The organism is Aquiflexum sp. (assembly GCF_041751335.1).
In the GTDB taxonomy this organism is placed as follows: Bacteria; Bacteroidota; Bacteroidia; order Cytophagales; family Cyclobacteriaceae; genus Aquiflexum.
The window spans coordinates 1-21313 of sequence record NZ_JBGSXS010000237.1 but is presented as its reverse complement, the minus strand read 5'-3'; the positions used below and the strand labels follow the sequence as shown (position 1 = coordinate 21313).

The following is a 21313-nucleotide window of genomic DNA, read 5'->3' as shown; positions in this document are numbered from 1 at the left end:
ACCAATACATCAACCTTGGATCTCTGACCAAAATTAAATGACTTTACATTTAAAATACTGCTTGCAGCACCATCACCATTGATTATTAATTGGGCATTATTTTCAATGTCCATCAATCCTCCTGTAACATTAAAGCTACCGCTATTCCTGATATCTATGTTAAGCTTTGTGTTGCTATTTTGTCCCCCGCTAAGCAAAATCATACTTCCTCCAACAGCAATCTCTCCTCCATTTACAAAAATGCTTGCTTCCGTGCTGGCGTTCTTTGTTAAGTTTCCTGAGATATTCAATTTACCACCAGTATTGACTCTGATTGTGGTAAAAGCTCCAACCGTCAAACTAGCTAGGTTAACCTCACGGTTGATGACAATGGTTACCGGGCAACCTGTTGTGCCATTGGCAGGCGGAGTAGATGGAGGGTTTGGAGAACAACTTCCAGTCCTTACCCAGCAAGAAGCTGTGGTCATGTAGTTGGTCTGAGTTGGGGAACAAGTTCCACTTGTCGTGTAAGTTACTTGCGCAAAGCTATTATAGCTAAGCATAAGGAATAGGGCGAAAAACACTGTTTTTAAAAATCTCATTGGGTGATTGATTTTTGTAGAGTCTATTTTGTGTTTCAAATGTACAATTATGTATTTTAAAAACAAATAAAAAATGAATCTTTTTGCATTTTTTTATATATGAAATACTTTTTTATTGTTTTATAAAATATACAACTGAGAGAAAAAATTACGTAAATCCAGATGGTTTTGGATTTACGAATCAAAAATTTTATATTTATGTCTTTGATTTATAGATATTTAACTAATAAAAGGTTTAAAATCCAGGATTAACTATCCCATTTCTTCTAAAGAATCTGCAATCAATCGAAAATAATAAAATCAGAAAATATTTTTATTATTTAAACTGAAAAAATTTAGTACGTAAGATTTTCACACTTAAGGGATGGCTCTTGTCACCTCTTGATTAACTTGGTATTTTATGGTTTGGAACCTTCGATTGGCGCATCATCGGTCATCGGACATCCGTCATTGTACAATTTGCAGTCTCAATGCTTCATAATCTTAATAAACTCCACTTTCTGTCCCCATGATATCTCAAGAACATAAATTCCTTTTGATACCTTTCGTAGCTCTTCCAAAATCGATCCTGAAATCTGACGGAGATTATTTCTCGCAATCACTTTGTTGCTTGAAAAAGGTGATATGAGCCTGACCCTGAGGTCTTCTCCAAAATATTCCTTTTCATCTATCAATTCCAGGTTGAATATTTCCCCTGAATTGGGATTCGGAAAGGCTCGCCAAACCCCTTTCACTTGGTTGAGGGTTGGAAGACGAACTGATACTGTTTTAGAAAAATCAAAATTGCCACTAAAATCAACCTGCTTGAGTCTATAATAGGCCATACCTCCTATCAATGGAAGGTTGTTGTCACTGTACACATATTCAACCGAAGTATCAGACCAACCATAACCTGGTTCATTACCTATTACCTCCCAGTTTTTGACACCTTGTAGTGACCTTTGGATTTCAAAATGGGAGTTTTCCCATTCTTTGGCAGTGGCCCACTTTAGGTCAACTGATTTGGTTTCCCTTTTGAAGTTAGCATCAAAGTAGAGATACTCGACTGGTAAAATCCTGACATTGGGATAGCGGATAATGACTATTCCTGTATTACCAGCACCTCCTCCACTAACTCCTGCTCCACCTCCTGATCCACGACTACTTCCCTGTAAGCCAAATCCTTCATGATTGGCATTACCACCTGTACCATCACTTCCACCTCTTCCACCAACATTTCTTTGAGGGCTTGAGTTTGAACCACCATTCGTAGTTCCTCCACCACCTGCTGCATATATGACTATATTTCCTCTGAAATCAGAAGAAAAACCATCTCCCCCATTACCTCCAAATGCGGTGAAATTAGCACCAGGACCATCTGTAATATTTCCAGAAGTACCAGGGGAATTTTCACCTCTACCACCTCCTCCACCTCCAAAGCTACTATTAAATCCTGCGCTACCATCATTTCCATTTTCTCTTCCTCCTCCTGGCGTATTCAACCCACTTGCTCCTCCTCCTGAAGCATTTAACTGAAAGCCATTATTTCCATTTACTGAATTATTTGATGCACCCCCTCCGCCTCCGCCTGCAATTGTTTGGTAGATGGGATTTGTATATCCAAAGATGGACATTGTACCATTTGTACCTTTTGTGGTTATAGCACCTGAACCAGGCCCTCCATCTCCAACATTCATAGTAAATACTGTTTCTTCCAAAAATCCTTGCCCCCCGTTTATATTAGTGAAACTAGTCATGGTTACACCACCTGCCCCTCCACCACCTGCTGCATTGCCAAATCCTCCACCGCCACCGCCTCCAACTACAAAAACTTCAAACTCAGTAAGTCCTTTTGGAGCAGTCCAATAATTCAAACCTCTTGAACCATATTCAATTATTGTGGTTCCTGAGATTGCACCATCATCCAAAAGTGTCCCTCCTACAAAAAATTGACAGGTATAGGTAATCCTAACTCTTCCATTACTTCCTGTTCCACCACTTTGGTTGTTCCCTCTTGCTCCACCACCTCCACCTCCCGGAGCCAAAATGGGCGAGTTGCCATTTTGGTTATCACTTGTGGCTCCATCTCCACCTGCACCACCACCGACAGGTGCTGTGCCTCCATTTTGCTCAATTCCTGGATTACCGTCTATCCCGATTCCAGCTGATGAACCACCGCCACCTCCTGCGTTCGCAGCTGCTGCGGCCCCATCACCCCCGTTAAACCTAAATGTACCAACTCCATTTGCCGAGGAACCTCCCAATCCGCTTAACTGACTGTTGATACCGGGGCTAAGTCCTCCTTTGGCAAGTACAACTTTGTTTGCTTCATTTTCAGAAAGGGCAATCCATGAATCCTGTCCATTTGTACTGGAACCCCCTCCCTGTCCAACAAACACTGTATATACTGAACCGGGGGTTACAATCAATTCACTTCTTGAGTAAGCCCCGCCACCGCCACCACCTCCAGTTCCATTGATCGTTCTCCCAGCCCCACCGGCTCCAGCTCCCCAAACTTCAACTACTAAGGAATTGACCCCTGCAGGAACAAAAAAGGTGTTGTCACCAGGACTGTTAAATACGACCGGACTATTGCATTGCCCATAAACTTGTGAACCTCCCCATAGAAATAGGTTTACCAACAAAAAAAAGCATAAATGGGAGTGATTAAATCTCATACAAGAATTCTTCCTTTTACTTATTTCTTCCCAAATAAGATTGGTGAATTAACGACATTGAAGCATCGCATGAATTTTTATGTCAATTTGATAATATCAAATAATTAAGGGATAAGAAACCGCTTTTCAATTTAACAAAAATCCGAATATAAAAAATATAAAAAGATTTTAACCTTAATTAAAATACGTTTTTCGGTGTATTAAAAAAAATAACTGCCCAAAAAATTTATCTCAAAAATCTGAGTAAGACTTCCTCATCAATTTCAAATGCTCTACCTTCTTACCCCAAGAAACCTCTAGGATGTAAACCCCATTGGGTGATTTTCCCAATTGTTCCCGAATCTGTTCTGAAATTTTCCGTAAATCGTTACCTTCAACAACATAATTACCGGATAAGGGAGAAATCAACCTTACCCTCAAATCTTCCCCTGCATATTCTGAAGAATTCAGCAGATCCAATGTAAATCGACCTCCAGAATTTGGATTGGGGAAAACTCTCCAAATATCATTTGTTAGTTGCTGTGAGGGAATTCGGACCGAAACAACCTTACTGAGATGGGACATTCCACTGAGACCGACCTGTTTTAATCTGTAATAAGCTATCCCTCCTAATAAAGGTAATGCGGTATCTTGGAAAGAATATGCTATGGCCACATCTGACCAACCAACACTTTCTGTTTCTCCCAAGGTTTCCCAATCGTTCATATGATCCATAGAACGTTCGATTTCAAAATGGGAATTTTCCCATTCTTCCCCTGTACTCCATTTAAGATCAACTGCATTTTTTTCCACTATGAAATCAGCATCAAAGTAAAGATATTGAACTGGTAAAATCCTGTAAGAAATCCTAATGATGACTATTCCTGCAGAACCAGCACCTCCATTAATGCTGCCAGCACCACCTCCGGAACCCGTATTTGCTCTTCCACTTCCACCAGCCCCTCCTGTGGGCGAGGCATTTCCATCCCCGCCTAAAGGAATCCCTGAAAACGAACCTCCTGTACCAGTTCCATAAGTCTGCGAAGGGTTTCTTCCTGTGGATCCTCCGCCACCACCAAAACTGTTTTGGATATTGGGGATATTTGATAAAATATTTAGACCGACACCATTACCACCATTACCAGGATTGTTATTGGCCCCATCATTACCTGGACCTCCTGCACCCCCGCCGCCGCCGCCATTAAGTTGGTTGCCATTGCCTCCTCTTCTCCCATTACCACCAGAGTTTGTTTGATTACCTGCATTACCACCTCTGGTACCTTGACCATTACCGGGATTATTATTTGCGGCAGCACCGCCTCCTGAACCTCCTGTCAAACCGTTTCTTGCAGCTGCAGAAGATGACCCTCCACCACCTCCACCAAATGAATTTATGCCAAAAAAAGAAGATATAGTCCCATTTGAACCTCTTTGGTTCACAGCATTTGACCCTGTTCCGCCACTTCCCACCGCAACAGGATATGCTGCGCCGACATTCAATGGCAAACCATCTCTTTTTGAAATGGCCCCTGCTCCCCCGCCGCCAGCTGCTTCTCCCCGACCTGCCCCACCACCTCCAGCTACCACTGCCACCATTACATCTACAATTTCTTCGTCACCACCAACAGATGGCATAGTAAATACATCTGAACATCTATAAATAAATACTGCATCATAACCAGATGGGGTCTCTATGATTTCAGTTTGCAAACAGTCCTGAAAAGGGCAATTTCCTACTGCTGCACCCCCACTCAATGCATTTCCTGAAGGTGCTTTATTTAGAAGTAAAGGTGATCCAGAGTTATTAAAATTATTTCCACTAATTATTCCATTATTGTTAAATGCACCAGCCACCGAAATACTATTGCATCTGTTCGCGTTTAAATTGTAAATCCCGCTATTGCTATTGAGTTGAAGCGCACCTCCTATTGACAAGTAACCCGAAAAATTGACTGAGACGTTAGAATTAATGCTCATTGAACCCCCTATAGCCGTATTTCCTTCCAATGAAACATTGGCATTGCTGTTTAAATTGACTGCACCCCCTATTGATAAATTTCCATTACTATTGAATGTAGCATTACTGCTGACATTCAACCCTCCAGGAACGATCATATCTCCGTAATTATAGATGGATTTATTGGAATTGATATTACCGGAAAAAGTCAAGAATCTGTAATTATTGATGGTCCAATTACCATTGAAATCATTGCTGATCTGTAATTCGCCGAAATTATCTATACTGCTTAAACTTGACAATTGACTGAAAGATCCGTTCCACGAAGCTCCGTTACCGATACAGATACTGATATTAGTGCTATTATTAAAAACAATCTGGGAAGTCCTATTGCCTGTGATACAAACTGTACTTCCATTGCTGATTGCTGCGTCAGGCGCAGCATTTCCAACAATGTTTACCGTACAAGGGGTACATTGGGCATACAGCTCTTTTAAATCAAAAAAGAGGGCTGTAAATGAAATTAAAAAACAAAAACTCAATTTGGTCTTCATGACAAGTCCCAGATTCAATTCTAAATCATAAAATATATTAATTTACCAATAACATAATTCAAAATAAAAAGATCACAATGGGTGAATTGCTGTGTCTTTATCAATTTCGAGTCTATTGGGAACTATTTGGGGTGATAATCACAATGCAAGTAAAACTTAAAAATTCTTTAATCAAAGACTGATTGAATATTTTGTTAAAATATTGACTTATATAAATTTAGAAAAATAATGAGGACTATGAGACGTCTGTATCTGATAAAGCCTCAAGTATTACTTGTACAAAAGCCTATGATATTCCATTTCGATACCCGTAGATATCAACAGCACATATACTCCTTTTGAATTAATCTTTAAATGCGACAAGATATCCCCAGAAAGTAAATCCGAATTGATCCCATCGAAGTTTTTAATTACACCGTTTGGATGGATTAGCTTAATCTGTATTCTTTCATTTCTGAGCCCTTCCAATTTCAGCAGATCGATTTTCAATTGATCGCCATTGGTAGGATTAGGATAAATCCCCCATGATTTGCTGTTTTTCTGATTTGGCGGTATTCTTACGGAAACTATTTTACTCATAGAGAATTTACCATCGAGGTCCACTTGTCTGAGCTGATAATAAACCACTCCCCCCGCAAGCGGCAATTGGGTATCGGTAAAGTTATAATCCACTGGCCCATCTGACCAGCCCATTGCATTTACATCACCAAGGCTTTCCCATTCTCTAATATTCCCAATGGACCTCAACACTTCAAAATGGGAGCTTTCCCATTCTTTTGCCGTTCCCCATTCAATCCTCACTTGTCTTTCTGTAGCTTGGAATCCGGCATTGAAATACAGCCACTCAACAGGAAGTACTCTGAGGTTTAGAACTTCACAAATATTGATGGTCCCACTGTCCCAGGAGATATTACCGGATACACCTCCAGGAGGAGGAACATCATCCTCACAGATATTTCCCCCCGACCAACCGTTGATAAGCAGACCTTCCTCTCCAAGAAGCTGTATATCGGCATCACCAAATTCCAAGGTGGCAGTTGGGTCTTGTAAATTGATAACCACATCGTCAAAAGTAAAATCATCTCTGACCCCTGCCCCGCCTCTCCTGCTGTCAAATATCACTTTCCCTCCAGGTTCAACGCATATGTTAACAGATTCCATTGCCGTAAAATACCTGAAATCCAAGACTGCATTGTTTTTGACAACAATACAGCCACCTATAATATTGAATGCTTCAGAAATCCCATCATTGGACCTGTCCAAAATCAAAGTTACCCCAGACTCCAAAATCAAACCTCCAATTTGTATGGTGTTATTCCCTCCCGCAGTCCATCTGTAATAGCCTGGATTGACAAACCGCGAAATACCTGTGATGACTGGAAAGTTAGCATTCCAACCTGTATTATTATTGCTGACCGCTCTGGGAGAGGCCAAGGTGCCACCCGACTGTGTATTCGAAGTAGTAGCAGTGCAGGTTGGACAGTCCTGTGCCAAACTCTCCAAAGGGAATGCTAAGACTATTACCACAATTACGTAGAATAACAGGGCACAAAACCTCAATTGCACATTTTTAATTTTAAGTAATAAAATAGATTTAGGATTTTTGGGTGATTTAATCCTGGGTGAATGCTTTAAAAGTAGCTTAATATTGTTACCTCAACAAATAAATCACTATTTTACTTATTATTTATTGACTTTTATCAATTTTTTTAGTGGGAAAATTGTTGAGAATAAATTGACTAATAAAAATCCCAAGTAGAAAAATAAATTGAAGTCAGGTTAATAATTTTTCGATGTTCAAAATTTTTCCAAAAAAAAAGCCTTTGGGAATTCCCAAAGGCCAAAGTTAAAGGTTGATTATTAGAATAGTATTTTACCCGTTCATGCTGATCAAAAACTCAACATTATCTCTAGTACCTTTCATTCTTTGCAACAAGAATTCCATTGCTTCCTGAGGATTCATATCAGACATCAGTTTTCTGAGTATCCAAACACGTTGCATTTCTTCTTTGTCCATCAACAAGTCTTCTCTTCTTGTTCCTGAACCCGGAACATCAATAGCAGGATAAATCCTTCTGTTGGAAAGTTTTCTATCCAACGCCAATTCCATGTTGCCCGTGCCTTTGAATTCTTCAAAGATCACTTCATCCATTTTTGATCCGGTTTCAACCAAAGCAGTTGCGATGATGGTCAAGGAACCGCCATTTTCTACATTTCTGGCAGCACCGAAGAATCTTTTTGGCTTGTGCAATGCATTGGCATCCACCCCACCTGACAAAATCTTGCCTGATGATGGAACAACTGTATTATATGCCCTAGCCAATCTGGTGATTGAATCCAAAAGGATAACGACATCATGTCCACATTCCACCATTCTCTTGGCTTTTTCCAAAACGATTGTAGCTACTTTTACATGCCTATCCGCCTGTTCGTCAAAGGTAGAGGAGATCACTTCTGCCTTCACAGATCGGGCCATCTCTGTCACTTCCTCAGGTCTCTCATCAATCAAGAGAATCATCAAATGAACCTCAGGATGATTTTCTGCAATAGCATTGGCTATTTTTTGCAATAAAACCGTCTTACCTGTTTTAGGCTGTGCCACGATCATACCTCTTTGTCCTTTTCCAATAGGAGCAAATAGATCCAAAATCCGAGTTGAATAATTGTCCGATTTTGTAGAAAGATTCAACCTTTCTTCAGGAAACAAAGGGGTAAGGTATTCGAAAGGAATTCTATCCCTAATTTCTTCGGTTGTTTTACCGTTGACGGTGATAACTTTTAAAAGTGCAAAATACTTTTCTCCTTCTTTTGGAGGACGGATCGTACCTTTGATATGATCACCGGTCTTTAGACCAAAAAGTTTGATTTGAGATGGAGAAACATAAATATCATCCGGTGATGCCAAATAGTTGTAATCAAGCGATCGCATAAAACCATAACTCTCTGGCATGATTTCCAAAACCCCTTCGTTTTCTATAATCCCTTCGAATTCTTTTACGCTGACATATGGCTTTCTTTTGGAAGGAACCATTTCCGCAGAGGGAATGTGAACCTCATCAATATTTTTGAAATTTTTCCTTTTTGGAAGTTCAACTTCTACGTCAGCAACTTGATTGTGAACAGGCTGAGCAACTGGCTGAGGATCATCTACAACTTTTCTTCTTGGCCTGATAAATTTAGCCTTTTCTTCCTGATGCGGTAAAGGTTGAGGAACTGGGGGAGTTGTGGCTTTTTTAACTTCAGGTTCTTTTGAAGTAACATGCTCCACTTTTGGCTCTTCCTGCTTTTTCTTAGGTTCTTCCTGCTTTTTCTTAGGCTCCTCTTGTTTTTTCTTAGGCTCCTCTTGTTTTGGCTGAGCGTTCGAAGTTTCTTTTTCTTTGGGCAATGCTGTTACATTTTCCCTTTTGAATTTGGACTGATTCTCAGCTGGTTTTGATTTGGGTGACTCGGAGTTTACCTCAGGGGCAGGTTTATTTTCCATTTCTGATGTTTCTGATTCTACCGAAGAAGGCTTCTTTTTGGGCATGGCCTGCTCCGGAGTGATTGCCTGTTGGTCCAATATGGCATAAACAAGGTCGTCTTTTTTAAGTGTCTTGAAATTTTTAACACCTAACTCCTCAGCAATGTCCTTCAATTCAGAAAGAAGTCTGATTCTTAGTTCTTCTATGTTATACATAAAAAGCGTATGAAATTAATTAATAAGATGTGTGATTAGTAATGATATTTTATTGAGTATTACTGAACTGAATTAAAAAGATATTCAGGATAGTTAAAATCCACGGGGAATGGATCTTTTTGATACTATAACAATGCAATATTAAGCTTTCATTAATTAAATACCAAATTTTTGACCATTCAAGAAATTTATTTTATTCAAGCAACTGCCTGAGAACCTTAACCGACTTCCATTCATTTTGAGATTCCAAGTGCTTGGAATAGAACATCAGGAAATGATCAAGGAGCTTTTTTCTAAATATAGCATGGACTTTATGTGTACATGCAAATGATTCTCCTATTAATCCATCCAAATAGTCCATTTCTTCTTTCACCTCCGCCGGGTGATACGCTTCATCAGTCAATTCTTCAAAAAAGGAATTTGCATTGTTAGGTGCAAAGCCTAGGTATTTAGAACTTTCCCACAAAAACACCAAAGGATAGTGCACCAATATGACTGATTCTTCATCCAACAATCCCAAAGCATATTCAAGAAAGTCATAAAAACTTTCATTGTGATAACTCTCATATATCGATTTACCCAAAACCTCCCCCATAAACATGGCTATGGATGACCTCTGAAAGTCAAACGGTATTCTTTCGTATGCTTTTGAAAGCTTCACCTCTGAAATCCTGTTCAAACCCGCTCCTTCTTTATCGTAAACTATCAAATCCAATAGCGTCAAAGGCTGATAAAACGCCATTTTGCTTTTGGCCCCTTTTGTCCTGACCCCATTGACTATGTAGGATTTCAGTCCCAATTCTCTGGTAAAGATCCGCACAATGATCGAGGTCTCCCGGTATTTTAGAAATGAAAGGACCAAACCTTTGGTTTTTATTAGTTTCATAAAACCACAAATTTCCCTGAAATCCGCTCTTGTCCCGATGCATCAATGACATACACCAAATAAACTCCAGGTCCAGGTCTACCTCCCAATCCCTCCATGATATTCCATGTGGCTTTACCCCCACGTACCTGAGTACTATACACAACCCTTCCTGACGAAGTCGTTATTTTTATTTGGGAAAAATCAGTTAAACCTTCTAGACTCAGATAACCCGAAAAATCCGGGCGAACCGGATTAGGGAAAATTTTAAGTTCTGAAAAATTTTCAAATGATATCATACTATTTGTCCTGTAGGAAAAAGCAGCATTGGGTTGTGCAATGAGCAATTCACCTGATATAAGATCAAAAGCCAAGCTTTGGATTAAAGCTAGGGTCAAGGGACTATTGTCTCCTGTAAAATGACCAAACATCTCATCCCCAAATTCAGAAAACTGCCATAAACCATCCCTTTCGGCACCAAACCATTTAGTCTGATCCGGCGCCACCAAAACCGCTGTTATGGATACACCACTTAATAATTGTCTGTTTTCAAATATGGGAAAGATGGAATTTATAGGGCTATTGGGATTTACAAACTGAACAAATGGAAGGTAAAAAACACCGGACGATGTTCCAACCCAAAGGTTTCCCTCTAAATCCAGGTCCATATCCCTGATTTCTGTATTGGGAAGGTTTCCCTGATTTACAGCGCTGCTCAACAACCTGTTGAGACCTGTTCGCTCATTAAACACCCTGATCCTGCTTTGCCCGGACGGTGGCTTCTGAAATATCCATAGATTACCTGACCTGTCCACAATTATTTTGCGCGGAAATTGAAGGCCTTGTACTTGAACCTGACTGATATCTCCATTTCCTGATATCTTCAATAAACTCCCAAAGTTGTCAAAAATCCCAACCCAAAGTGTATTGTCATTCTCAACCACCAATGAGCTGATATTAGGATTTTGATTTGTTCCCGGCAATTCTATTTGTTGTAGGTCCGAATTCAATTCTTGCCATAATCCACCTCCGAGGGTTCCGAAATAATTGGAATTTTTAAATATAGTTTTGGAAATAACATGCTCAGGTGCATTGCTTTCAGACCAAACTCCTTTTTTCAAAACCGATGTTTTTCCCCCTACTGATCTGAAAGGAGTTCCATTCAACTGAAATCCTACTGGTAAGGCCCATGTCCCATTTTTGTCCCAATAAAAACCATTGACAGAGGATGAAGGCCCATTTGGGGAAGTGAAGGTATTGGAGGAGATATTCAAAATACCACTTCCTGCCTGACTGATATAAATATCTTCTGCAATTATATGAAAATCAAAGATTTCATTCGGCGTATGATCGAAATACAGCAAAAAAGAACCTGCTTCCCCGACTTGGTAGATAGAATTTCTGTCAGAAAAAAACAATTGTCCTCCAAATTTTTTGAGGCTGCTTACATTTTCAGTTCCTATCATCCAGTTCAAAGCTCCCCCTTCGAAAACATAAGCTCTTTTATCCAAACCTATCAGGTATATACTTCCATCATATACCTCCAATTCCCTGACTCCACTATCCAAATCCAGATTTTGGATTTGCCAATTTCTAAAGTCATTCAAGTTTTGATTTTTATCCCCGGTTACCAATCCCAAGGAAGTAGCCAGATAATACATCCTGGAATCTTCATCAATATCGAAGACTTCCAAAGTAGACCCGTTTGGTCCAATATTTATAAATGATGAAACAAAGGCAGCTCTTTGCGGATCAATTACACCAATTCCAAAATCTCCTGTCAAATAGATAAAACCACCTATGGACTTGGCGGAATTAATGTTTTTGTTCAGAATAAGTGGATTATCACGGATAGAGGTAAGTCTTTGTACATTTTTTTCTCCGACCAAATCCACAGTACCATCCTGATATCCAACTATCAATTTTTTTGATGCAGGATCGAAAGCGGAAGCAGAAAAAGACTGATCGTAAAGCCCATCCATTAACGTAAGTGGCTTGGGATCAACAGTATTTACCGAAAAATAAAAAAGCGAAGAATTCCCTTGGGAAAAAATCGTTTGATCACTTCCTGACAAATAGCCCCCTTCCAGATAAGATACATGAATCCTCCAGCTGCCCACAGATATCTGAGATTGACCAAATAAATAATGCCGAACTAAAACTAAGAGAATAATTAAATAGACTATCTTAAAAAACCTTTTAGAAAAACTTTTTTTAAGAGTAATTTTTTGGTTCCCGATTGCAAACACGTCCCCTGATTTTTTCATAGCCTAAAATGCTCTATTTACCTTCCACCCCAAAAAAACACTTTCTGCATCTTGCCTCGTAACTTTCCTTTTCTCCCAAAACTACTTTTTCTCTGACTTCCAATAACCTATAGGAATAGGACGCTAGATCACCACATTTCATACATATTGCATGGACTTTGGTGACATATTCAGCAATGGCCAATAATTCAGGCATTGGATCAAACGGTTTACCTTCAAAATCCATATCTAATCCGGCCAATATGACTCTCTTCCCGGAATTGGCCAGTACATTAGCCACATTGACAATCCTATTATCAAAAAACTGGACTTCGTCAATTCCCACCACATCACAATTGCCTGCTAAAAGTAAAATATCATCCGCAAACTGTACCGGAGTGGATCTAATTGTATTTTCATTGTGGGAGACCACATCAAGTTCATGATACCTTTTATCAATAGAAGGCTTAAATATCTCTACCTGCTGCTTGGCAATTAGAGCCCTATTTAGCCTTCTGATGAGTTCTTCTGTTTTTCCGGAAAACATCGAGCCACAAATCACTTCGATATGTCCTTTTTTATCCGGATGTCTTGATTTACCTATGGTAGGTTCTATGAACATATTTTTTCATTCACTATAATCCATATGGGGGAATTTATTTTCCTCAGCCACTTTCACGCTAATTTCCCCTTTCAATAAATTTGCTTGGCAAGATAACCTTTCGAAAGACTTTAACCTGTTGTTTTTCCTGAAAAATTCTTCCCGGTCTGTCAATGCGGACAGGTTCTCCATACCTTCCTCCACGATGATTTTGCAAGTGGTACATCTCCCTTTTTTTCCACACGAATGCATCCAATCAATGTGGTTTTCATGGATTAAATCTATAACTTTACGTACCTTATCAGGAGATTTAATTTCGCGATGATTTAAATTTTCGATGATAATTTTCAGCATGGTTTGTGCTATATTAGATTAAAAAGTCGTTTACACATTATGTCCGCTAAGATAAACAGCAAATACGTAGAAAACTACGCCAAAGAATTCAGTAAGCAAATCTGTGATCAGTATTTTTCCCAAAAAAAGTATATGACAGGCCACGAGATCATCACCCTGAGTCCTAGCCCTCAGGTAAACTTTTTTACCATCAAAACCATTTTTGAAGCTTGGCAAATGGAACTTGAAAAACTGAAGAGCAGCCCTTATTTTGACTACAGGGACAAGTCAGTTCATGAAGCGCTTAAAGATTTCATGAATGTGTTATCCCGAACAATAAAGATTGAAAGATCACATTTCGAACCATTGATCAATCAGGCTGTGATTAATTCAATAAACCTAGCTGTGGACCCATTGGAATTTTATTCAAAAGAGTTTGACAAAGTCTCAAATAATGCGGTCAATCAATCTCTGAAGGAAAACAAAAAGTATTATAAATGGCATAATAGCCTTGTATTTAACCTGATTGACAAAGCGGGTCTGGAACAGTCCCAGCAAGCTTACAAAGAAGCCTTAAAGTTTAATTTTTCGAATCAAAAAGACAACTTGGAGGATTTCAGAATCTTGCTTAACAGTATGGGACAAATCAGGTTTATTGACTTCGATGAAGTCTTGGCCAAAGAAATAGACAACAAAAATCCGGAGGAAGAATATATTCCGACAGTAAAGCCAGTTCAAAACCATACACCGAAAGAAATTTTCAAACAGGAAATTGAACAATCTGATACTTTGGTCAAAGAGACCCCAGGTCAGCCTCATTTAGATGACAGCAATGAAACAAATGATGATTTTGAAAATGAGGACGAGGAATTTTTTATTGAAAACATACCCACTTTAAAACGTGGGAATGCTGCAACATCTGCAAATGAGATCGATCCATTACAGACTTGGGCAAAATTTGAAACAGAGGAATATTCTATCATGAAAGGGACTATCAAAGAACTTTCGGAGAGTGTAGGGTTAAACCAAAGATTCATGTTTACCAAGGAACTTTTTGACGGTAATCCCGACCTGATGAAGCATGCACTCAAATCCATTGACAACTGTGAAAGCTTTGTGGAAGCGATCAATTTGATAAATGATAGATTTGTGGGAGAATTAAAATGGGAAAAAAACTCTGATGTAGTAAGTGAATTTCTTCAATTGATATTTAGAAAATTTGACCAAAAAGACTAAAGGCAGAAGAATAATTTATAAACTTAATATTAATTAAATATTATTTAATTTCTATATTGGAAAAACTTCTATAAAATCGATTTGGTAATTTATGATAAAGAGTATTTATTTGTTTTACAAGTCATATTACTAGCCCGAAATCAAAAATATTTTCTGTATTACCTTTATTTCACCATGGTTTTATATCCTAATTTGGTTTATAATTTATATTTTAGTAACAATTATGCTATAAAACCAATTTTTAAACTTTTTGTATAAAAAACATTAAAAAATGAAAGGTTATCTGAAGCTTAGACGTATAGTTTTAACCAAATTGGAAAATGGTCTACCAAAACATTTAACCTATCATAATATAGATCATGTTTTGGATGTACTTGATGTTTGCAATCAATATATCAAAAGAAACAAAATCAAAGGAGATGATGCTTTCTTACTCCGAATTGGGGCAATTGTGCATGATATGGGTTTTTTGGAAACAAATATCAACCATGAGGAAGTTGGAGCGGATATGGCTGCCGAAATCATGGCTTCCCTGAATATGGAACCAAAGCATATTGACATTGTAAGAGGTCTTATCTTAGCTACCAAAATCCCCCAAAATCCTCAAACCGAACTTCAGAAAATTATTTGTGATTCTGACCTTGATTACTTAGGACGCAATGATTATCCAGAAATAAGCAGTAGGTTATTCTTGGAGTTCAAAGCTACAAATGTCATCAAAACAGATCTGGATTGGAAAAACCTTCAAATTTCGTTTTTGACGAAACACTATTTCCATACGCCTTTTGCAAAAAGATATCGATCCCCAAAAAAGCAAAATTGGCTTAAAAAAATACACGAAAATCATATTTGATTGCTGTTTGGGAAAGTAGCATTTTTATCCAAAACTTAATTAGGTTCCCTTAAGATTTTTTGATTATTCGGAATTCAATATAATTCATATCAGGAGATTGAATTTCAGGCAACGTCATCTTCCAACTTCGGACTTCGAATTTACCTACCAAAGGGACAGCCAGGCATCTCATCTGTTTTAGAATATTGGGTGATGGCAAAGAAGGAGGTATCCATTACCGTTCTTATCCCATCCTGCTCAGCTGCTGGATTCTGTGAGAATCCAACTTGACAAAAATGAAGAGTAGAATGGTAAATGACCAAAGGGAAGACCCTCCATAGCTAAAAAAAGGTAAAGGAATCCCTACCACAGGAAACAGTCCTATTGTCATGGAAATATTGATAACAAAATGAAAGAGCAGTATGGAAACAACACAATAACCATAAATCCGTGAAAACCGATTTTTCTGTCTTTCCGCAAGTATTACCAGCCTGACCAAAAGGGTACAAAATAGAGCAATAACCACCAAACTGCCTATCCAACCAAACTCCTCTCCCAAAGTACAGAAAATAAAATCCGTATGCTGTTCCGGCACAAAATCAAATTTGGTCTGCGTACCTTCTAAATATCCCTTTCCCATAAATCCCCCAGAACCAATTGCTATCTTGGATTGGGTCACATTCCACCCCACACCCAAAGGGTCTAGATCTGGATTGAACAACACCATAATCCTGTTCTGCTGATGTTCGGGCAATTTGGACACCACATAATCAAGACTGTAGGAGTATGCTATGATGACCATACCTATTACTCCCAAGATTATCCCTCTTGACAATTTCTTCTTCCCTAACAAAAATATGATGCCAATGACGACTGCTACTGTAATTGCCAGATACATGTTGTTTTCAATTGCCAATGACAATAGTGATATGGCAATGAAGGTAAGTGCAAGGACATAATAATTCTGGGGCATTCCTTCCCTGTACAACATGATGAAAAATGCTGAGTAAACCATAGCTGTACCCGTATCGGGCTGCAACATGATAAAAGCCACAGGAAGTAATATGATGGCCAAAGCCTGACCTTGGTATTTGATCTGGGAAAGATCAAAAGAAGGTCTTTCCATAAATTTTGCCAAAGCAAGTGCTGTGGCAAACTTTGCAAATTCGGCAGGCTGAAGTCGGAATGCACCGATTTCAAACCAAGCTCTTTGCCCATTGATTTCTTTCCCAAAAAAAGGAGTGATCAACAGAAGAAAAAGGAAAATCAAATAAAGTGGTATGGCAAGATTCTCAAAAAGCCTATAATCCGCCACCATGATCACAATGATCAACAAAATAGCTGTCCCAATCCAAACCAGTTGTTTCCCCGAATTGATGGAAAAATCAAAAATACTTTTTGCTGCTTGTTCATCATATACGGCTGCATAAATATTGAACCAGCCAATAATGACAAGCGTGGCATAAATGGAAATGGAAATCCAATCAATTTTATTGATATATAAATCGTCCTGCCTCACAGTCTACATAAATTTCCCAACTTTCACATATTCTTCCAAAGCAGGTCTGGTAATTTCCCCTCTGATGTATTTTTCAATCATCAAACTTGCAGTACTCGCAGCAGCACGTCCACCCCAACCAGCATTTTCCACATATACTGCAATTGCTATTTTAGGATCCTCTTTTGGTGCAAAAGCAATGAACACCGAATGGTCTTCACCTTGTGGATTTTGTGCTGTTCCTGTTTTGCCTGCTATGGCAATATCTTTGATGGCCGCTCTTGCTGCCGTCCCAAATATTGCTTCAGCCATCGCATTCTGCACCAGATCAAAGTGATGGGCATCAACCCCTACTTCATGTTTGACCTGAAACTCCAACGGTATTTTGGTAGGATCTCCATTGACCGCTTTGATCAAATGGGGAGGATAATAAAAACCCTTATTGGCAAAAATTGCTGCCAAATTGGCCATTTGCAATGGTGTCACCAACATTTCTCCTTGTCCTATAGATAAAGAGTAAATGGTAGAATATTTCCATCTACCTTCACCATAGATTTTATCATAAAGCTTACTGGAAGGAATCGAACCTCCCTTTTCATTTCTAAGGTCAATGCCCAATGTGCCTCCAAGTCCGAATTTTAGGACATAGTCCCTCCATTCATTCAACCCAATCTCAGTATCCTTAAAAGTATTCTTGGAGACTTCCCTGTTGATCATGGCACGGTAGGCCTGATGATAGTAAGGGTTGCAGGAATTCCTAATCGCACCGAATAAATTTACAGGATTAGGATGGTTATGACATGCCACTAAAGACCTGTTACAACTGTAAACAGTATTTGGTGTCAAAACCCCCATCTGCAGTCCGACAAGGGATTGTACAATTTTAAAAATTGAGCCCGGAGGATACATAGCCATTATCGGCCTGTTAAACAAAGGTTTGCTTTCATCCCTGTTCAAAACCATATAGTTGGTTCCAAACTTGCCGCCCGTCAAGGTGTTGGGGTCATAAGTAGGTGCTGAAATCATGGCAAGAACTTCACCGGTCTTAGGTTCAATCGCAACGACAGAACCTCTTTTTCCTGCCATTAACAATTCACCATACAGCTGTAGATCAAGGTCAATAGTCGAAGTCAGGTTATTACCGGCGACAGAGGCAGTATCAAATTCCCCACTTTTAAATGCCCCTTTGTCTACTCCCCTTACATTGACCATTTTATATTTGACCCCCTTTACCCCTCTCAATTCATTTTCATAGAAACCCTCAATGCCACTCAGTCCCACATAATCTCCCTGGGTATAATATCTTGCGCTGTCCCTGTCCAACTGTGAGGAACTTATCTCTCCAATATAACCAAGTGCATTGGCCGCACTTGCCTGCGGATATGACCTAACAGATCTTGTCATTACAAACAAACCTGGATAATCAATCAGGTAATCCTGAATCCTTGCAAAATCAGTAGTTGAAATCTGCTTGATCAAAGGCGATGGCTTGACGGTAGAATATTTTCTTGCAGCTGTATAGGTTTCTTTCAGGTATTCTTTATCAATCTGAAAAATTTCACAAAATCTTGTCGTGTCCCCCAAATGAAATTCACGGGGAATGATCATCAAATCAAAAATGGGATTGTTATATACAAGAATTTTTCCTTTCCTGTCATAAACTAAACCTCTGTAAGGATGGTCTACTACCCGCTGAATGGCATTTCGCTCTGCCCTTTTTAAAAAACTATCATCAGTAACTTGGATCAAAAACAATTTTGTCAATAGAACTATCCCCACTAGAATTACGGCGATGATAATAGTGATTTGTCTTTGGTCGTTCATTAAATTCCTCTCCTTCTCCTGTATAGCAACAGTTGGACAATTATACTCATTATAAATACAAAAATAGCACTGGCAATTATTTTTTGAACAGATGACATAAATAAATCTGTTCCCAAACTCTCTATATAAAAAAACAAAGTATGATGGATCAGTATTAAGGGTAAACTGTAGGACAAAAACCAACCAAAGCCCATATTCAACATACTAGGCTGAAGATCATCGTCATAACCACCTGTAGGCACCAAAACCTGCAACCATCTATATCTGATGAATCCAATCGCCAAGAGAGCGGCTGTATGAATACCCATTGTATCATAAAAAAGATCCACTCCCAAACCTAAAAAAAAACTAATCAAAAGCGTTGGTATAGTCTTTATCTGAACAGGCAGAAGCAAAATGAACAGCATGTAAAGAAAACAAAACGCACTACCGAATAAAACGAGATTTTTCAGGATCATCACCTGAAACAAAAAATAAAGAATCCCTCCTCCTACCAAAGATAATATCCTGCTACTACTCATAATTCAAACCAGTTGATTGATATAAGGAATCCAGTTCCAACTGCTGAAAATTTTCAACCAGATATACATAGGAGATTTTGGAAAAATCAGTCGCAAGTTCGATGGTAATATCAAGGTAATTGGTTTCAGGTCCAGGCTTTATTTCTACTACTGTACCTATGGGAATCCCCTCTGGAAAAACCGCATTGTACCCAGAAGTAACAACCTTATCCCCCACTATTACAACCACATGCCTTGGGACATACAACAATTTGGCCATCTTGGGGTTATTCCCATCCCATTTCGTTGACCCAAAAACATCATTTGATTTGATTTTGGAAGAAATGAGCAACTCAGTATGTAGTAATGATATGATCGAGGCATAGTTGTTACTGACACTCTTCACCCGTCCCACTACTCCCTCTTCATTGAAAACCCCCATACCCTGTTTAATACCATGGTTAGAACCCTTGTTAATGGTTAGATGGTTCTGAGTTAGTCTCAAAGAGTTGTTGATGACTTTAGCACCTTTAAACTGAAATGTACTTGATAATAGACTGTCCAATTCTATAAAAACACTGTCTACAGGCTGCTTTAACTTTTCCAATTCGGTCAACAGTTCAGCATTTTTATCTACAAGACTTTTATTGACAGAGGATAGAGAAAAGTACTCCACAACATCGTTTTGGGCACCAAGCATGGAGCCGATAAATTGATTGGAACTATTGAAAATGGCAGCGCCCTGCTGTGAATTATTGGAAGCGATCATCCAAATGGCTATCACTTCCAGAAGTACAAACAAAAGGAATGCACGGATTTTATATAAAAAGAGAAGTATGCGTTGCATTCAAAGATTAGGTCATCAGTACTGTTCTGAAATTATTTATGTTTTTCAGAGCTGTACCTGTACCCCTCACCACAGCCCTCAATGGATCTTCTGCAATGTGTATTGGTAATTTGGTCTTTTGATGCAATCTCTTATCAAGTCCTTTGAGTAAAGCTCCACCTCCCGTTAGGTGAATACCATTATCATAAATATCCGCAGAAAGTTCCGGCGGGGCTATCTCCAGCGCTTTCAAAACTGCTTCTTCGATTTTCGAAACAGACTTATCCAAAGCAAACGCGATTTCAGAATAAGATACCTTAATGACTTTTGGAATCCCTGTCATAAGGTCTCTGCCTCTGATTTCATAATCTTCAGGGGCATCATCCAATTCAGTAAGTGCTGATCCAATTGCTATTTTCACTTTCTCGGCAGAACGTTCCCCAATCAAAAGATTATGCTGCCTCCTCATGTAATCCAAAATATCCTTGGTAAAAGTATCACCGGCAACTCTGATGGATTGGTCCGCAACTATACCAGATAATGCAATCAAGGCAATTTCAGTCGTGCCTCCACCTATATCCACAATCATGGAACCCATGGGCTTTTCAATATCAATACCTATACCTATCGCCGCTGCGATCGGCTCATATATCATATAGACTTCTTTGGCACCAGCATGTTCTGCAGAATCTCGCACGGCCCGTTTTTCAACTTCAGTAATTCCTGATGGTATACATATTACCATCCTATGGGATTTTGGAAACATCCCTTTTTGATGACCGGGAATCATTTTGATCAGTCCCCTGATCATTTGTTCCGCAGCATAAAAATCAGCAATCACGCCATCTTTCAATGGCCTGATAGTTTTGATGTTTTCATGGGTCTTTTCGTGCATGTTCATCGCATCCTTTCCAACTGCTAGCACACGATTATTAGTCCTGTCTATTGCAATGATCGATGGTTCATCCACTACAATCTTGTCTTTGTGTATAATAAGTGTATTGGCGGTACCAAGATCGATAGCAATATCACTGGAGAAAAAATCGAATAATCCCATTATGTTTTTTCGGTTGATTTGATGATAGATAATCGTGTAAATTTAGCAATGCAGCGCAGAACATCTAACGTGGGCGGGCAAAATTATTATC

The 21313-nt window shown here is 39.0% G+C and carries 16 protein-coding genes; 2 read left to right on the top strand and 14 right to left on the bottom strand.

The genetic code is table 11. The features are described 5' to 3' along the window. From ACEW8U_RS13075 to ACEW8U_RS13035, 9 genes are all read right to left on the bottom strand, one after another. The coding region (locus ACEW8U_RS13075) for a hypothetical protein (RefSeq protein ID WP_373522498.1) at positions 1-581 on the bottom strand (581 nt) is incomplete at its 3' end. A 467-nt stretch (positions 582-1048) separates the two neighbouring features. Beyond that, complete coding sequence (locus ACEW8U_RS13070) at positions 1049-3238, bottom strand: T9SS type A sorting domain-containing protein (RefSeq protein ID WP_373522497.1); 2190 nt, start codon at positions 3236-3238, stop codon at positions 1049-1051. Positions 3239-3469: 231 nt separating this feature from the next. Further along, complete coding sequence (locus ACEW8U_RS13065) at positions 3470-5728, bottom strand: glycine-rich domain-containing protein (RefSeq protein ID WP_373522496.1); 2259 nt, start codon at positions 5726-5728, stop codon at positions 3470-3472. Positions 5729-5998: 270 nt separating this feature from the next. Beyond that, positions 5999-7294, bottom strand: coding sequence for a T9SS C-terminal target domain-containing protein (locus tag ACEW8U_RS13060; protein ID WP_373522495.1), 1296 nt, complete (start codon positions 7292-7294; stop codon positions 5999-6001). A gap of 307 nt (positions 7295-7601) precedes the next feature. After that, positions 7602-9404, bottom strand: a complete 1803-nt coding sequence (rho, locus tag ACEW8U_RS13055) for a transcription termination factor Rho (protein WP_373522494.1) — start codon at positions 9402-9404, stop codon at positions 7602-7604. A 193-nt stretch (positions 9405-9597) separates the two neighbouring features. Beyond that, on the bottom strand, positions 9598-10290 hold the full coding sequence (recO, locus tag ACEW8U_RS13050; RefSeq protein ID WP_373522493.1) for a DNA repair protein RecO: 693 nt from the start codon (positions 10288-10290) through the stop codon (positions 9598-9600). After that, on the bottom strand, positions 10287-12389 hold the full coding sequence (locus ACEW8U_RS13045) for a T9SS type A sorting domain-containing protein (protein ID WP_373522492.1): 2103 nt from the start codon (positions 12387-12389) through the stop codon (positions 10287-10289). The genes recO and ACEW8U_RS13045 overlap by 4 nt, the downstream gene beginning before the upstream one ends. 160 nt (positions 12390-12549) lie before the next feature. Then, positions 12550-13137, bottom strand: a complete 588-nt coding sequence (locus ACEW8U_RS13040) for a thymidine kinase (protein ID WP_373522491.1) — start codon at positions 13135-13137, stop codon at positions 12550-12552. 6 nt (positions 13138-13143) lie between these two features. Then, positions 13144-13470, bottom strand: a complete 327-nt coding sequence (locus tag ACEW8U_RS13035; RefSeq protein WP_373522490.1) for a 2Fe-2S iron-sulfur cluster-binding protein — start codon at positions 13468-13470, stop codon at positions 13144-13146. 39 nt (positions 13471-13509) lie between these two features. On the opposite strand from ACEW8U_RS13035, the gene ACEW8U_RS13030 reads away from it, so the two are divergent. After that, complete coding sequence (locus ACEW8U_RS13030; protein WP_373522489.1) at positions 13510-14685, top strand: hypothetical protein; 1176 nt, start codon at positions 13510-13512, stop codon at positions 14683-14685. Between the two features lie 271 nt (positions 14686-14956). Further along, on the top strand, positions 14957-15538 hold the full coding sequence (locus tag ACEW8U_RS13025; protein ID WP_373522488.1) for an HD domain-containing protein: 582 nt from the start codon (positions 14957-14959) through the stop codon (positions 15536-15538). A gap of 223 nt (positions 15539-15761) precedes the next feature. Here ACEW8U_RS13025 and rodA read toward each other — a convergent pair whose 3' ends face one another. From rodA to ACEW8U_RS13000, 5 genes are read right to left on the bottom strand one after another with little or no spacing between them, the layout of a single operon-like run. Continuing rightward, positions 15762-17036 (bottom strand): rod shape-determining protein RodA, encoded by a 1275-nt coding sequence (gene rodA, locus ACEW8U_RS13020; protein ID WP_373522487.1) that lies wholly within the window; start codon positions 17034-17036, stop codon positions 15762-15764. 3 nt (positions 17037-17039) lie between these two features. After that, the gene (gene mrdA / locus ACEW8U_RS13015; RefSeq protein ID WP_373522486.1) at positions 17040-18839 is read right to left on the bottom strand and encodes a penicillin-binding protein 2; all 1800 of its coding nucleotides are present in this window, start codon (positions 18837-18839) and stop codon (positions 17040-17042) included. After that, positions 18839-19360: a rod shape-determining protein MreD gene (locus tag ACEW8U_RS13010; RefSeq protein ID WP_373522485.1), complete on the bottom strand. Its 522-nt coding sequence runs from the start codon at positions 19358-19360 to the stop codon at positions 18839-18841. The genes mrdA and ACEW8U_RS13010 overlap by 1 nt, the downstream gene beginning before the upstream one ends. After that, the gene (mreC, locus tag ACEW8U_RS13005; protein ID WP_373522484.1) at positions 19353-20186 is read right to left on the bottom strand and encodes a rod shape-determining protein MreC; all 834 of its coding nucleotides are present in this window, start codon (positions 20184-20186) and stop codon (positions 19353-19355) included. The genes ACEW8U_RS13010 and mreC overlap by 8 nt, the downstream gene beginning before the upstream one ends. Positions 20187-20193: 7 nt before the next feature. Then, a complete protein-coding gene (locus ACEW8U_RS13000; RefSeq protein WP_373522483.1) occupies positions 20194-21222 on the bottom strand; it encodes a rod shape-determining protein in 1029 nt (342 codons plus the stop codon). Positions 21223-21313: the final 91 nt, after the last annotated feature.